This is a genomic window from Paracoccus panacisoli, assembly GCF_042435015.1.
GTDB lineage: Bacteria > Pseudomonadota > Alphaproteobacteria > Rhodobacterales > Rhodobacteraceae > Paracoccus > Paracoccus panacisoli.
In genome coordinates this window covers 11,431-24,405 of record NZ_JBHMQU010000010.1, presented here as the reverse complement: position 1 = coordinate 24,405, position 12,975 = coordinate 11,431, and the positions used below count along the sequence as shown (strand labels likewise).

The 12,975-nt window shown below is 70.0% G+C and carries 11 protein-coding genes and 1 tRNA gene; 8 read left to right on the top strand and 4 right to left on the bottom strand.

The features are described 5' to 3' along the window. Window positions 1-77: 77 nt before the first annotated feature. The 3 genes from fzlA to ACFHYO_RS02430 all read right to left on the bottom strand — a co-directional run bounded on the left by fzlA (window position 78) and on the right by ACFHYO_RS02430 (window position 2,329). Window positions 78-758 carry an FtsZ-binding protein FzlA gene (fzlA, locus tag ACFHYO_RS02440; RefSeq protein WP_394318140.1) on the bottom strand — a complete coding sequence of 227 codons (681 nt, stop codon included), beginning with the start codon at window positions 756-758 and terminating at the stop codon, window positions 78-80. Window positions 759-863: 105 nt separating this feature from the next. Further along, the gene (gene mtgA / locus ACFHYO_RS02435; RefSeq protein ID WP_394318138.1) at window positions 864-1,574 is read right to left on the bottom strand and encodes a monofunctional biosynthetic peptidoglycan transglycosylase; all 711 of its coding nucleotides are present in this window, start codon (window positions 1,572-1,574) and stop codon (window positions 864-866) included. 110 nt (window positions 1,575-1,684) lie between these two features. Continuing rightward, the gene (locus ACFHYO_RS02430; protein WP_081969515.1) at window positions 1,685-2,329 is read right to left on the bottom strand and encodes a DUF1269 domain-containing protein; all 645 of its coding nucleotides are present in this window, start codon (window positions 2,327-2,329) and stop codon (window positions 1,685-1,687) included. A gap of 181 nt (window positions 2,330-2,510) precedes the next feature. Between ACFHYO_RS02430 and ACFHYO_RS02425 the strand changes: the two genes are divergently transcribed. Further along, a complete protein-coding gene (locus ACFHYO_RS02425; RefSeq protein ID WP_394318136.1) occupies window positions 2,511-2,960 on the top strand; it encodes a YaiI/YqxD family protein in 450 nt (149 codons plus the stop codon). Between the two features lie 76 nt (window positions 2,961-3,036). Here ACFHYO_RS02425 and ACFHYO_RS02420 read toward each other — a convergent pair. Continuing rightward, a tRNA-Leu gene (locus ACFHYO_RS02420) sits at window positions 3,037-3,121 on the bottom strand. 243 nt (window positions 3,122-3,364) lie between these two features. Between ACFHYO_RS02420 and ACFHYO_RS02415 the strand changes: the two genes are divergently transcribed. The 7 genes from ACFHYO_RS02415 to gltB all read left to right on the top strand — a co-directional run bounded on the left by ACFHYO_RS02415 (window position 3,365) and on the right by gltB (window position 12,918). Then, the gene (locus ACFHYO_RS02415; protein WP_043133303.1) at window positions 3,365-4,351 is read left to right on the top strand and encodes a complex I NDUFA9 subunit family protein; all 987 of its coding nucleotides are present in this window, start codon (window positions 3,365-3,367) and stop codon (window positions 4,349-4,351) included. Window positions 4,352-4,369: 18 nt separating this feature from the next. Next, on the top strand, window positions 4,370-5,170 hold the full coding sequence (locus ACFHYO_RS02410) for an undecaprenyl-diphosphate phosphatase (protein WP_394318134.1): 801 nt from the start codon (window positions 4,370-4,372) through the stop codon (window positions 5,168-5,170). Window positions 5,171-5,351: 181 nt separating this feature from the next. Continuing rightward, window positions 5,352-6,911, top strand: coding sequence for an NAD(P)-dependent oxidoreductase (locus tag ACFHYO_RS02405; protein WP_394318132.1), 1,560 nt, complete (start codon window positions 5,352-5,354; stop codon window positions 6,909-6,911). Between the two features lie 47 nt (window positions 6,912-6,958). Continuing rightward, complete coding sequence (locus ACFHYO_RS02400) at window positions 6,959-7,699, top strand: hypothetical protein (RefSeq protein ID WP_394318130.1); 741 nt, start codon at window positions 6,959-6,961, stop codon at window positions 7,697-7,699. Then, complete coding sequence (locus tag ACFHYO_RS02395) at window positions 7,692-7,955, top strand: DUF1272 domain-containing protein (RefSeq protein ID WP_394318128.1); 264 nt, start codon at window positions 7,692-7,694, stop codon at window positions 7,953-7,955. Before ACFHYO_RS02400 ends, ACFHYO_RS02395 begins: the two co-directional genes overlap by 8 nt. Further along, window positions 7,952-8,377, top strand: coding sequence for a GFA family protein (locus ACFHYO_RS02390; RefSeq protein WP_394318126.1), 426 nt, complete (start codon window positions 7,952-7,954; stop codon window positions 8,375-8,377). The genes ACFHYO_RS02395 and ACFHYO_RS02390 overlap by 4 nt, the downstream gene beginning before the upstream one ends. Further along, window positions 8,374-12,918, top strand: coding sequence for a glutamate synthase large subunit (gltB, locus tag ACFHYO_RS02385; RefSeq protein WP_394318124.1), 4,545 nt, complete (start codon window positions 8,374-8,376; stop codon window positions 12,916-12,918). Before ACFHYO_RS02390 ends, gltB begins: the two co-directional genes overlap by 4 nt. The last annotated feature ends 57 nt before the right edge of the window (window positions 12,919-12,975 follow it).

Here is a 12,975-nt window from a genome sequence, read left to right as displayed (position 1 = left end):
TTGCGAAAATATCCCGGGGGGAGTCCGCCGCAGGCGGGCGGGGGGCAGCGCCCCCCGGGCCCCCGCGCGAGGGCGGCTCAGAAGTCGAGCTGCGCATAATGCGGCGCCGGGGCCAGCCCGGACACCTGATCGGCCAGCACGCTGCGGAACGCCGGGCGCGACTTCACTGTGGCATACCACTCCCGCAGCACCGACGAGCGGTCCCAGTCCACGTCCGAGATGTAGTCGAGGCACGACAGATGCGCGGCGGCGGTGAAATCGGCGAGGCTCAGCGTGTTCCCCGCCAGCCATTTGCGCTGCTCGAGCAGCGAGCCCAGATAGTCGATGTGGTCCTTGACCGCCCGCAGCCCCGACTTGACCAGCCGCGAGTCGGGGTAGCCGGCCTTCATCACCTTCTTCCACACCCGCTCGGACAGGATCGGGCGCGTCACCTCGTCGTTGAACTTGTCGTCGAACCACGCGCAGAGGCGGCGCACCTCGTGCCGCTCGATCGGCGTGGTGGGCATCAGCGGGGGCGAGGGGATCGTCTCGTCCAGATATTCGCAGATCGCCTGGCTTTCGGCCAGCAGCCGGCCGTCGATCCGCAGCACCGGGATCTTCCCGGCCGGGTTGCGGCGCAGGATCTCGGACCCCGGCTCCCACCAGCGTTCCTCGACCAGCTCGACCTCGATGCGCTTCTCGCCCAGCACCAGCCGCACCTTGCGGCAATAGGGCGAAAGCGCGGTGTGATAGAGCCGCGGGGTCGAGGGGGTCGTCATCGAACGGGCCTTTCGGGGCAGTCTGGAACGGGCGGGTGAGGTCGGTCGGTGATACGCGGCCCGCCGGCCCGGCACAACCGCCCGAGGGGGCGCGGTTCAGCCCGCCTACCGCTCGAAACAGGCGGCGCGGCCGTCGCGGCGGATCGTCTCGGCGCCGTCGGCGATGGCGCGGGCGCGGCTCGATCCGGGGCGCGCGGCGCGGGACTTCGGCGCCGGCAGCACCGCCGCCAGCGCCGCCGCCTGCGCCGGGCTCAGCCGGTCGGGGGTGGTGCGGAAGTGGTGCGCCGCGGCGGCGTGGACGCCGAACACGCCCGGCCCGAACTCGGCTACGTTGAGATAGACCTCGAGGATGCGCCGCTTGGTCCACACCGCCTCGATCAGCGGGGTGTAGACCGTCTCGAGCGCCTTCCTGACCCAGCTGCGCCCCTGCCAGAGGAACACGTTCTTGGCCGTCTGCTGGCTGAGGGTCGAGGCGCCGCGCGTCTCGCCCCGGGCGATGACACGCCGGATCTCGGTCATGTCGAAGCCCCAGTGCTGGCAGAAATTGGCGTCCTCGGCCGCCACCACGGCGCGCAGCATGACCGGGGCGATGTCGTCGGCCGGGGTCCAGCGGCGGTCGATGCGTGTGCCTTCGGTCAGGATCGTCAGCGTCGTCGGCGGGTTCACCACCCAGCCGTAGAGCAGGACGAGCCCCAGCATCGCGAGCCCCACCCGCCCCGCCAGTCGGCCGGCGTAGCGCACGGCCCAAGCCAGCGGGCTGCGCCGCGGGCGGCCGTCGGCATCGTCCAGCGAGGGGGAGGCGGGCGCCCGGAACATGGGCGTCCTCGTCTCACGCGGCGGGCCGCGCGGTCAAGAAAGCCCGCGCGGCGTGCGGCCTGCGCCCGAGTGGGCGTGGCATCGCTGCCGCGCGGGCCTTGCTCGGTAGTTCAGAGCTTTTCGGGCGGGACCGGGTGATGGCCGGCGCTCGCCACCCCGACGTCGGGCATCGGCCCGGCCTCGGCCGCCACCGTCGCCGCGCCGCCGACCGGCGCGCCCCCGGCAGCCCCCGCCCCGTGCGCCGCGGCACTCGCCGCCGGCCAGCCCGCGGCGCCGAGCGTATGGCGCAGCCGCTCTTCGTCGGCGTTGCTCATCGAGGTCTGGATGACCCGCGCCCGGCTGCCGTATTTCTCGAGCCGCGGCAGAAGCTTGTCGAGGTTGAAGTCCTGCGCGAGGATGAACACCGCGCCGCTGCCCAGCGGCACCGTCTTGCCGATCTGGCGGATGAAATCGTCGGGAATGCCATAGTCGGTGGCCGACCCGGCCAGCGCCCCGGCCCCGGCCCCGATCGCCGCCCCGGCCAGCGGATTGAGGAACAGAAGCCCGATCAGCCCGCCCCAGAACCCGCCGCCGAGCGCCCCGGCCGAGGTCAGGTTCAGCGCCTGGTGCAGCTGGTACTCGCCCTCGGTCGGGCGGGTCACCACGACCGCATCCTCGAGCTTGAGCAGGTATTCCTTCTGCGCCTTGGCAAGCTCGTCGCGCAGGGCAAAGGCGTCCGCCTCGGAATCGAAGCCGATGACGATGAGTTGGGACATGGTGTTCTCCATCTGGTTGACCGGGTGAACTTGGCGGGAAACGCCCGCCCCGCCGCTGCGGTTCAACCGACACCGCGTCGGCCGGGGTGGGCCCACAGGGCGCTCGGACGGCAAGGCGACGCTTGCGCGACCCCCGCGCCGCGGGCAGACCGGGGCCGAGCGAGCAAAGGAGGCCCCGGGAATGACGATCTATGTCGATGCCGACGCCTGCCCGGTGAAGGCCGAGGCCGAGCGGACCGCGACCCGCCACCGGCACAGGCTGGTGATCGTGTCGAACGGCGGCATCCGCCCCTCGGCCAACCCCCTCGTCGAGACGGTGATCGTCCCCGAGGGACCGGACGAGGCCGACAAGTGGATCGCCGCCCGCGCCGGTCCGGGCGACATCGTGATCACCGGCGACATCCCGCTCGCCGCCCGCTGCATCGAAGGGGGCGCGCAGGTGCTCAAGCACGACGGGCAGCGGCTGGATGCGGCGAACATCGGCCCGATCCTTGCCGCCCGCGACCTGATGGCCGACCTGCGCGCGGCCGATCCGTTCCTGCAGGGGCGGGCGCGGGGCTTCGCCAAGGCCGACCGCTCGCGCTTCCTCGAGGCGCTGGACCTCGCCCTGCGCCGCGCCGGGAGGGGCTGAACCGGGGCGAGGGGGGGGCCGGAGGGCGGACAAGGAAAAACCCCGAGGAGTGATCCTCGGGGTTTGTTCATGCGGTTGGTGCCCAGGAGAAGACTCGAACTTCCACGCCTTGCGGCACACGGACCTGAACCGTGCGCGTCTACCAATTCCGCCACCTGGGCAGGTCGCGTGAGGGGGGGATTTAGAGGCGGTCGCGGGGGGTGTCAACGGGCTTTTCGGGGACCGGCCGCGAAAATCTCGACGGGCCGGTGCGGGGCGAGGGCAGGACCGTTGACACAGCGCGGAAACCCCCGCGGCCCGTGCGTCCGACGCGCCCGTTCCGCTTGCTGCGCCGTTGAGGGTTCGCTATCACCCGGAACGGACGGGGAAACCGCCCCGCTCGAGAGTTGGCCCGGAGGGCGCGCATGGCACGGCTGGTCACGATCTATGGGGGTTCTGGCTTCGTTGGGCGCCAGATCGCGCGGCAGATGGCGGCCGCGGGATGGCGCGTTCGGGTCGCCGTGCGGCGTCCGAACCAGGCCGGGGTGGTGCGCACCTATGGCGCGGTGGGCCAGGTCGAGCCGGTGCCCTGCAACGTCCGCGACGACCTGTCGGTGACCGCGGCGATGATGGACGCGGATGCGGTGATCAACTGCGTCGGCATCCTCGTGCGCGAGGGGCGCAACAATTTCGACGCCATCCACGACGAGGCCGCGGGGCGCATCGCCCGCATCTCGGCCGAGCGCGGCGTCACGCATTTCGTGCAGCTGTCCGCGATCGGCGCGGACCCGGCGTCGGACAGCCGCTACGCCGCCTCGAAGGGGCGGGGCGAGGCCGCGGTGCTGGCGCACCGGCCCGACGCGGTGATCCTGCGGCCCTCGGTGATCTTCGGGCCGGACGACAAGTTCTTCAACAAGATCGGCGGGATGATGCGGCTGGGCCCGATCCTGCCGCTGCCGGGCGCCGCGACCGAGCTGCAGCCGGTCTATGTCGAGGACGTGGCCCGCGCCGCGATGATGGGGGCCGAGGGCACCGCCGCGCCGGGCATCTACGAGCTTGGCGGCCCGGACGTGATGACCATGCGCGAGATTGCCCGCATGGTCGCGGTCGTCACCGACCGCCGCCGCGCCATCGTCGGCGTGCCGTCGTTCCTCGCCGTCCTGATGGGCTGGGGCTTCGACGCGGTCCAGTGGGCCAGCGGCGGGCTGGTCACCAACCGTGTGCTGACCCGCGACCAGGTGCGGCAGATGCGCCGCCCGAACCGCGTCGGCACCGGCGTGATGGGCTTCGCCGAGCTGGGGATCGAGCCGTCCTCGGCGGCGGCGGTGGTGCCCGAGTATCTATGGCGCTTCCGCCCCTCGGGGCAGTACGAGTCGATCAAGGCCTCGGCCCGGAACCTGCGCGAAAGCTGAGCCGGCAAAGGGAAATACGTGAGCTATCTCAACGACGTGATCCTCGGGGTGATCGAGGGGATCACCGAGTTCCTGCCGATTTCCAGCACCGGGCACCTGCTTCTGGCCCAGCACTGGCTGGGGGCACGGTCGGACACCTACAACATCGTCATTCAGGCCGGCGCGATCCTCGCGGTGACGCTGATCTACCGCCGGCGGCTGGCCGATCTGGCGACCGGCTGGCGTGATCCGGGCAGCCGCGACTATCTCGCCAAGCTGCTCACCGCCTTCGTGATCACTGCGGTGCTGGGGGTGGTGGTCAAGAAGGCCGGGTTCCAGTTACCCGAGACGGTGACCCCCATCGCCTGGGCGCTGGTGATCGGCGGCGTCTGGATGATCCTGGCCGAGCGTTTCGCGGCGCGGCTGCCCGACAGCGCCGCGATCACCTGGAGGGTGGCGGTCGCGGTCGGGGTGGCGCAGGTCGTGGCCGGGGTGTTTCCGGGTACCTCGCGCTCGGCAGCGACGATCTTCGCGGCGATGCTGCTCGGCACCTCGAACCGCGCGGCGGCGACCGAGTTCGCCTTTCTGGTCGGCATCCCGACGATGTATGCCGCCAGCGCCTATGAGCTGCTGGACCGCATGCGCGGCGGCGGCGCGGCGGCGCCCGAGGACTGGACGGCTCTGGGGATCGCCTTCGTCGTGTCGACCGTGACCGCGTTTGTCTCGGTCAAGTGGCTGCTGGGCTACATCCAGACCAACCGCTTCACGATCTTCGCGGTGTACCGGATCATCTTCGGCGGGCTGCTGTTGGCGCTCGGCTGGTATGGGGTCGTTTCATAGACCAGCGGGGCCAATGGGTTGGCGGACACTAGGTATCGAATCGGTCCTAATTTTCTCGGCAACTCTCACTGCGACGCAACGGCCTGTCGGGAAAACTCCATAATACGTCAACAGAGCTGACTTTTTATCCCCTCATCCCTGCTTTACAGGGGGCTTCGGATGATTCGAGGGGGCGCAGCCGATGGCCACGCAAACGATGCTCAAGTTCGTCACCGTGCCGCGGCAGATGCCCGACAAGCGCACGGCTGCCGAGCGCGCCGAGGACTTTCACGAGATCTACCGCGAGTTCGCCGACGCGAAGGCGAAAGAGCAGGCGAGCCGGTGCAGCCAATGCGGGGTTCCCTACTGCCAGAGCCACTGCCCGCTTCATAACAACATTCCCGACTGGTTGCGCCTGACCGCCGAGGGCCGCACGCAGGAGGCCTATCTGCGCGCGCAGGAGACCAATACCTTCCCAGAGATCTGCGGCCGCATCTGCCCGCAGGACCGGCTGTGCGAGGGCAACTGCGTCATTGAGCAGTCCGGCCACGGCACCGTCACCATCGGCGCGATCGAGAAATACATCACCGACACCGCCTGGGACGAGGGTTGGGTCCAGCCGATCCGCCCCGTGGCCGAGCGGGCCGAGAGCGTCGGCATCATCGGCGCGGGGCCGGGCGGGCTCGCGGCCGCCGACCGGCTGCGGCGGATGGGGTTCCAGGTCACCGTCTACGACCGCCACGACCGCGCCGGCGGGCTGCTGATCTACGGCATCCCCGGCTTCAAGCTGGAAAAGCCGGTGGTCGAGCGCCGCAACCGCCTGCTGGAAGAGGGGGGCGTCGAGTTCGTGCTGGGCGCCGACGTGGGCCAGACGATCAGCTTCGACGCGATCCGCGGCAAGCATGACGCGGTGCTGATCGCGACGGGCGTCTATCAGACCCGCGACCTCGACATCGACAACGCGCCCGAGCGCGGGGTGGTCCGGGCGCTGGACTATCTGACCGCCTCGAACCGGGTGGACCTGGGCGACGAGGTGCCGGATTTCGAGGATGGAGAGCTGAACGCCGCGGGCAAGCGCGTGGTGGTGATCGGCGGCGGTGACACGGCGATGGACTGCGTGCGCACGGCGATCCGGCAGGGGGCCGTCAGCGTCAAGTGCCTCTATCGCCGTGACCGGGCCAACATGCCGGGCAGCCAGCGCGAGGTGCAGAACGCCGAGGAAGAGGGGGTGGAGTTCGTCTGGCTCTCGGCCCCGAACGCCTTTGCCGGCCACGCGCCGGGCGTCGCCCGCAAGGCCGACGAGGGCGCGGTGGCGAACGCCGGCGGCGACCTGTCAGGCGACGGGGTGGGCGACAACCCGACCCTCGCCCCCGCTCATGTGGCCGTCGAAACCCCGAGCCGCGTCAACGGCTTGCGGGTCACGCGGATGCGGCTCGGCGCCCCCGACGTGTCGGGCCGGCAGTCGCCCGAGCCGATCGAGGGCGCCGATTACGACGAGCCCGCCGACCTGGTCATCAAGGCGCTGGGGTTCGAGCCCGAGGACATCCCGCGGCTCTGGGGGGTCGAGGGGCTCGAGGTGACGCGCTGGGGCACGATCAAGGCCGACTTCCGCACCCACCGCACCAGCCTGCCCGGCGTCTGGGCCGTGGGCGACATCGTGCGGGGCGCGAGCCTCGTCGTCTGGGCGATCCGCGACGGGCGCGAGGCCGCCGACGCCATCGCCGCCGAGCTGGCCGGGGCCAGCCGGATGGCCGCTGAGTGAGGCATCTGAAACCCATGCAGCGTTCGTGCAAGGTTCATGCGATGTTCATGCACAGTTCATGCGAACGACCGGCTGAACGCGCCTCCGCCGCGCTGCGGCGGATGGGTCAGGCGGGCTGCCTGATCCTCGGCCTGCCGGGGCTTGCCGCGGCCGGGGTGTTCACCCCGCCGCAGGGCTGCACGCTGACGATGACCGTCCAGCAGCGGTCCTGCACCGTGGCGCAGCACTATACCTGCGCCGCCGACGCGCCGGGCGACCAGTGGGTGACCTATTTCACCCGCGAGGGCGAGGTCTACCGCTCGCGCATCGACGCCGAGACGCGGTGGATGGAATCGACCGACCTCGTGGCCGGCGTCTCCGAGGCGCTGGACAGCGAGGCGGACCCGGCGAGCCTGAGCGCGCTCATCGAGACCGGGCGCGACGACTATGACTTCTGGACCGTCACCGACCGCGGCGAGCGGGTGCGGTTCGTGGGCCACGACGTGCTGGACGGCACGGCCGTCATCGACGGCGTGACGCTGGCCACGACGCGCTTCGAGCTGCGGCTGTTCGCGGAATCGGGCGACCTAATCTCGACCCGGACCGGGGGGCAGTTCGTCGACCGCGAGAGTCGCCGCTTCTACGGCGGGGCCGAGACGACCGTGGACTGGCAGGGCGAGCGCGGCGAGAGCAACGATTCCCCCGTCCGCTTCATCCGCCCCGGCCAGCCCGGCTTCGGCTCGGTCGAGCCGCAATATGACTGCGATGCGCAGATGGTCGGGCGGATCACGGGGGGTAACCATGCTTGAGATGCGTCCCAACTGCGAATGCTGCGACCGGGATCTGCCGCCGGGTGCCGACGCCATGATCTGTTCGTTCGAATGCACATGGTGCCCCGACTGTGCTGCTGCGCTGCCGGGTGGCGTCTGCCCGAACTGCGGCGGTGAGATGCTCGCACGGCCCAAGCGGGCGGCTGAAAAGCTGGCGCGGTTTCCGGTGTCCACGGGACGGGTGTTCAACCCCGATTGCCGTGCGACGCTGACGGCGCAGGGGGGCGGCGCATGATCGAGGGCCATTGCCTGTGCGGCGCGGTCAGCGTCCGCGTCACCGACCACGGGGGCTTTACCGGCGCCTGTCACTGCCGGATGTGCCAGCGCTGGTCGGGGGCGCTGTTCGTTAGCTTCAACGCCCCCGCCGACGCGGTGACGGTGACCGGAGAGGTTACCCGCTATCAGTCCACGCCCTTCGCCGAACGCGCTTTCTGCCCGCGCTGCGGCTCGCATCTGTGGATGCGGAACACCGAGGCGGACGACAGCAGCTATGACCTGATGCCCGGCCTGTTCGACGCCGCCCGCAACATTCCGCTGCAAAGCGAGATCTACACCGACCGGGCGCTGCCGGGCCTCACGCTGGCCGGCGACCATCGCCGCGCCACCCGCGCCCAGTACGAAGCCAGGAACCCCCATCTGGAAGGAGACATGCCATGACCCTCGCCCCCGACTGGATGGACGCCGAGGAAACCCGCCGCGCCTGGATGGACGCCCACAGCCTGTATCGCGCCGAGGACGAGCATTCGTCCTGCGGGGTGGGGCTGGTCGTCTCGATCGAGGGCAAGCCCTCGCGCAAGGTGGTCGAGCACGGGATCGAGGCGCTGAAGGCCGTCTGGCACCGCGGCGCAGTCGACGCGGACGGCAAGACCGGCGACGGGGCGGGCATCCACGTCCAGATCCCGGTGCCGTTCTTCTATGACCAGGTGCGCCGCACCGGGCACGAGCCCGACATGGACAAGCTGATCGCCGTGGGCCAGGTGTTCCTGCCGCGCACCGACTTTGCCGCGCAGGAACGCTGCCGCACGATCGTCGAGACCGAAGTGCTGCGGATGGGGCACTATATCTACGGCTGGCGGCACGTCCCGGTGAACACCGCCGTGCTGGGCGACAAGGCCAACGCCACCCGCCCCGAGATCGAGCAGATCCTGATCCGTTGCGAGAAGGACATCGATGACGAGGCGTTCGAGCGCGAGCTCTACATCATCCGCCGCCGGATCGAGCGCGCCGCCATCGCCGCGCAGATCGCCGGGATGTATCTCTGCACGCTGTCCTGCCGGTCGATCATCTACAAGGGGATGATGCTGGCCGAGCAGGTGGCCGAGTTCTACCCCGACCTCAAGGACGCGCGGTTCGAAAGCGCCTTTGCCATCTATCACCAGCGCTATTCCACCAACACCTTCCCGCAGTGGTGGCTGGCCCAGCCGTTCCGCATGCTCGCCCACAACGGCGAGATCAACACGCTCAAGGGCAACCTCAACTGGCTGAAGAGCCACGAGATCCGCATGGCGTCGGCGACGTTCGGCGACATGGCCGAGGACATCAAGCCGATCGTGCCGGGCGGGTCGTCGGATTCGGCCGCGCTCGACGCGGTGTTCGAGGTGATGGTGCGCTCGGGCCGCTCGGCGCCGATGGTCAAGACGATCATGGTGCCCGAGGCGTGGTCCAAGGCCACGACCGACATGCCGAAGCCCTGGGCGGACATGTACGCCTATTGCAACTCGATCATGGAGCCGTGGGACGGTCCCGCCGCGCTCGCCATGACCGACGGGCGCTGGGTCTGCGGCGGGCTGGACCGCAACGGGCTGCGGCCGATGCGCTATGTGGTGACCGGCGACGGGCTGCTGATCGCGGGGTCCGAGGTCGGCATGGTGCCGGTGGCCGAATCGACGGTGCGCGAAAAGGGCGCGCTGGGGCCGGGGCAGATGATCGCCGTCGACATGCGCGAGGGGCGGCTCTACCACGACCGCGAGATGAAGGACCGCCTGGCCGCCAGCCAGCCCTTCGAGGACTGGGTGGAGAAGGTCGTCGCCCCCGGCAAGATGCTGGAGAACCTGCCCGAGCCGGTGATGTTCACCGGCGCGGCGCTGCGCCGCCGGCAGATCGCGGCGGGCTTCACCGTCGAGGAGATCGAGAACGTCCTCGCCCCCATGGCCGAGGACGGGAAGGAGGCGCTCGCCTCGATGGGCGACGACACGCCGCCCGCGGTGCTGTCGGCCCAGTATCGGCCCTTGAGCCATTTCTTCCGGCAGAACTTCAGCCAGGTGACCAACCCGCCCATCGACAGCTTGCGCGAGACGCGGGTGATGAGCCTCAAGACGCGGTTCGGCAACCTCAAGAACGTGCTCGACGAAAGCTCGAAGCACACCGACATCACGCTGCTCGAGACGCCGTTCCTCGCCACCGGGGAACTCGCCGAGGTCGAGCGGATGTTCGGCGACGCGGTGACGCGGATCGACTGCACCTTCGCGGATGGCGCGGGCCCCGAGGCGATGGGCGAGGCGCTGGCCCGCATCCGCGCCGAGGCCGAGGATGCCGTGCGCTCGGGCGCAGGCCAGCTCGTGCTGACCGACGAGCATCAGGACGAGGGGCGGATCGGGCTGCCGATGATCCTTGCCACCAGCGCGGTGCATTCGTGGCTGACGCGCAAGGGGCTGCGGACCTTCTGCTCGCTCAACGTGCGGTCGGCCGAGTGCATCGACCCGCATTACTTCGCGGTGCTGATCGGCTGCGGGGCGACCACGGTGAACCCGTATCTGGCCCAGGACACCATCGCCGACCGGATCGAGCGCGGCCTGCTGTCGGGCAATCTGGTCGAGGCGATGCGGCGCTACCGCGACGCCATCGACCAGGGGCTGCTCAAGATCATGGCCAAGATGGGGATCTCGGTCCTGTCGTCCTATCGCGGCGGGCTGAACTTCGAGGCGGTGGGCCTGAGCCGGGCGATGGTCGCCGAGTATTTCCCGGGGATGCAAAGCCGCATCTCGGGGATCGGCCTGCACGGGCTGCAGGCGAAGCTGGAAGAGATCCACCACAAGGGCTGGCACACGGACGCCGCCGAGCTGCTGCCGGTGGGCGGGTTCTACAAGGCCCGCCGCTCGGGCGAGAAGCACGCCTGGGAAGCCTCGACCATGCGGCTGCTGCAACTCTCCTGCGAGAAGGCGAGCTACGAGGTGTGGAAGCAGTTTTCGGCTGCGATGCGGGCGAACCCGCCGATCCACATCCGCGACCTGCTGGACATCAAGCCGCTGGGCAAGCCCGTGCCCATCGAAGAGGTGGAAAGCATCACCGCGATCCGCAAGCGCTTCGTGACGCCGGGGATGTCGCTGGGGGCGCTCAGCCCCGAGGCGCACATGACGCTGAACATCGCCATGAACCGGATCGGGGCGAAGTCCGATTCGGGCGAGGGGGGCGAGGACCCGGCGCACTCCCACCCTCTGCCGAACGGCGACAACCCGTGCGCGAAGATCAAGCAGGTCGCCTCGGGCCGGTTCGGGGTGACGGCGGAATATCTGAACGCCTGCGAGGAGCTGGAGATCAAGGTCGCGCAGGGCGCCAAGCCCGGCGAGGGCGGGCAGCTGCCGGGGATGAAGGTCACGAGCCTGATCGCGCGGCTGCGGCACTCCACCCCCGGCGTGACGCTGATCTCGCCGCCGCCGCACCACGACATCTACTCGATCGAGGACCTCGCGCAGCTGATCTATGACCTGAAGCAGATCAACCCGCGCGCCAAGATCACGGTCAAGCTGGTGGCCGGCTCGGGCGTCGGCACCATCGCGGCCGGGGTGGCGAAGGCCAAGGCCGACATCATCCTGATCTCGGGCCACAACGGCGGCACCGGCGCCTCGCCCGCGACGTCGATCAAGTTCGCGGGCCTGCCGTGGGAGATGGGGCTGACCGAGGCCCATCAGGTGCTGGCGATGAACCGCCTGCGCGACCGGGTGACGCTGCGCACCGACGGCGGCCTGCGGACCGGGCGCGACATCGTCATGGCGGCGATGATGGGGGCCGAGGAATACGGCATCGGCACCGCCGCGCTGATCGCCATGGGCTGCATCATGGTGCGCCAGTGCCAGTCGAACACCTGCCCGGTCGGCGTCTGCACGCAGGACGAGCGCCTGCGCGCGATGTTCACCGGCTCGGCCGACAAGGTGGTGAACCTGATCACCTTCTACGCGCAGGAGGTGCGCGAGATCCTCGCGTCCATCGGCGCGCGGTCGCTGGACGAGGTGATCGGGCGGGCGGACCTGCTGACGCAGGTGAGCCGCGGGTCGGCGTTCCTCGACGATCTGGACCTCAACCCGCTGCTCATCACCGTCGATGGGTCGGACAAGATCGTCTACGACCGCTCGAAGCCCCGGAACGCGGTGCTCGACACGCTCGATGCCGAGATCGCCCGCGATGCGGCGCGGTTCTTCGAGGACGGCGAGAAGATGCAGCTGTCCTATGCGGTGCGGAACACCCACCGGACCATCGGCACGCGCACCTCGTCGCTGATCGTGCAGAAGTTCGGGATGCGGAACAGCCTGCAGCCCGATCACCTGACGATCCGGCTGACCGGCTCGGCCGGGCAGTCGCTCGGCGCCTTTGCCGCGCCGGGACTGAAGATCGAGGTGTCGGGCGACGCCAACGACTATGTGGGCAAGGGCCTGTCGGGCGGCGTGATCGTCGTCAAGCCGCCGATGGACAGCCCGCTGGTCGCGGCCGACAACACGATCATCGGCAACACGGTCCTCTACGGCGCGACGGCGGGGCATCTGTTCGCCGCCGGCCGCGCGGGCGAGCGCTTCGCGGTCCGCAACTCGGGCGCCACCGTGGTGATCGAGGGCTGCGGCACCAACGGCTGCGAATACATGACCGGCGGGGTTGCGGTGATCCTCGGCCGCATCGGCGCCAATTTCGGCGCCGGGATGACCGGGGGGATGGCGTATCTCTATGACCCCGAGGGCGTGGCGCTCGACTATGTGAACGCCGAGACGCTGGTCTCCTGCCCGGTCACGACGCCGCACTGGGAATCGCAGCTCAAGGGCCTGATCGAGCGGCACGCGGCCGAGACCGGCTCGCGCCGGGCGGCCGACATCCTGGCCGACTGGGACCGCGAGCGGGCGCATTTCGTCCAGCTCTGCCCGCGCGAGATGCTGCCGCATCTCAAGCACCCGCTGGCCGAGACGGGCGACCTCGCGGCAGTGCCGGCCGAGTGAGGCGGCGCGTCGCCCCGGCAACGGGGCGGCGGCGCGGCCGGTCCGATGGGTCTTGGG

Bases quoted from the DNA above. Each gene is read 5' to 3' on its own strand.
- fzlA (WP_394318140.1), bottom strand. From the start codon at position 758: ATGACGACCCCCTCGACCCCGCGGCTCTATCACACCGCGCTTTCGCCC.
- mtgA (WP_394318138.1), bottom strand. From the start codon at position 1,574: ATGTTCCGGGCGCCCGCCTCCCCCTCGCTGGACGATGCCGACGGCCGC.
- ACFHYO_RS02430 (WP_081969515.1), bottom strand. From the start codon at position 2,329: ATGTCCCAACTCATCGTCATCGGCTTCGATTCCGAGGCGGACGCCTTT.
- ACFHYO_RS02425 (WP_394318136.1), top strand. From the start codon at position 2,511: ATGACGATCTATGTCGATGCCGACGCCTGCCCGGTGAAGGCCGAGGCC.
- ACFHYO_RS02415 (WP_043133303.1), top strand. From the start codon at position 3,365: ATGGCACGGCTGGTCACGATCTATGGGGGTTCTGGCTTCGTTGGGCGC.
- ACFHYO_RS02405 (WP_394318132.1), top strand. From the start codon at position 5,352: ATGGCCACGCAAACGATGCTCAAGTTCGTCACCGTGCCGCGGCAGATG.
- ACFHYO_RS02400 (WP_394318130.1), top strand. From the start codon at position 6,959: ATGCACAGTTCATGCGAACGACCGGCTGAACGCGCCTCCGCCGCGCTG.
- ACFHYO_RS02395 (WP_394318128.1), top strand. From the start codon at position 7,692: ATGCTTGAGATGCGTCCCAACTGCGAATGCTGCGACCGGGATCTGCCG.
- ACFHYO_RS02390 (WP_394318126.1), top strand. From the start codon at position 7,952: ATGATCGAGGGCCATTGCCTGTGCGGCGCGGTCAGCGTCCGCGTCACC.
- gltB (WP_394318124.1), top strand. From the start codon at position 8,374: ATGACCCTCGCCCCCGACTGGATGGACGCCGAGGAAACCCGCCGCGCC.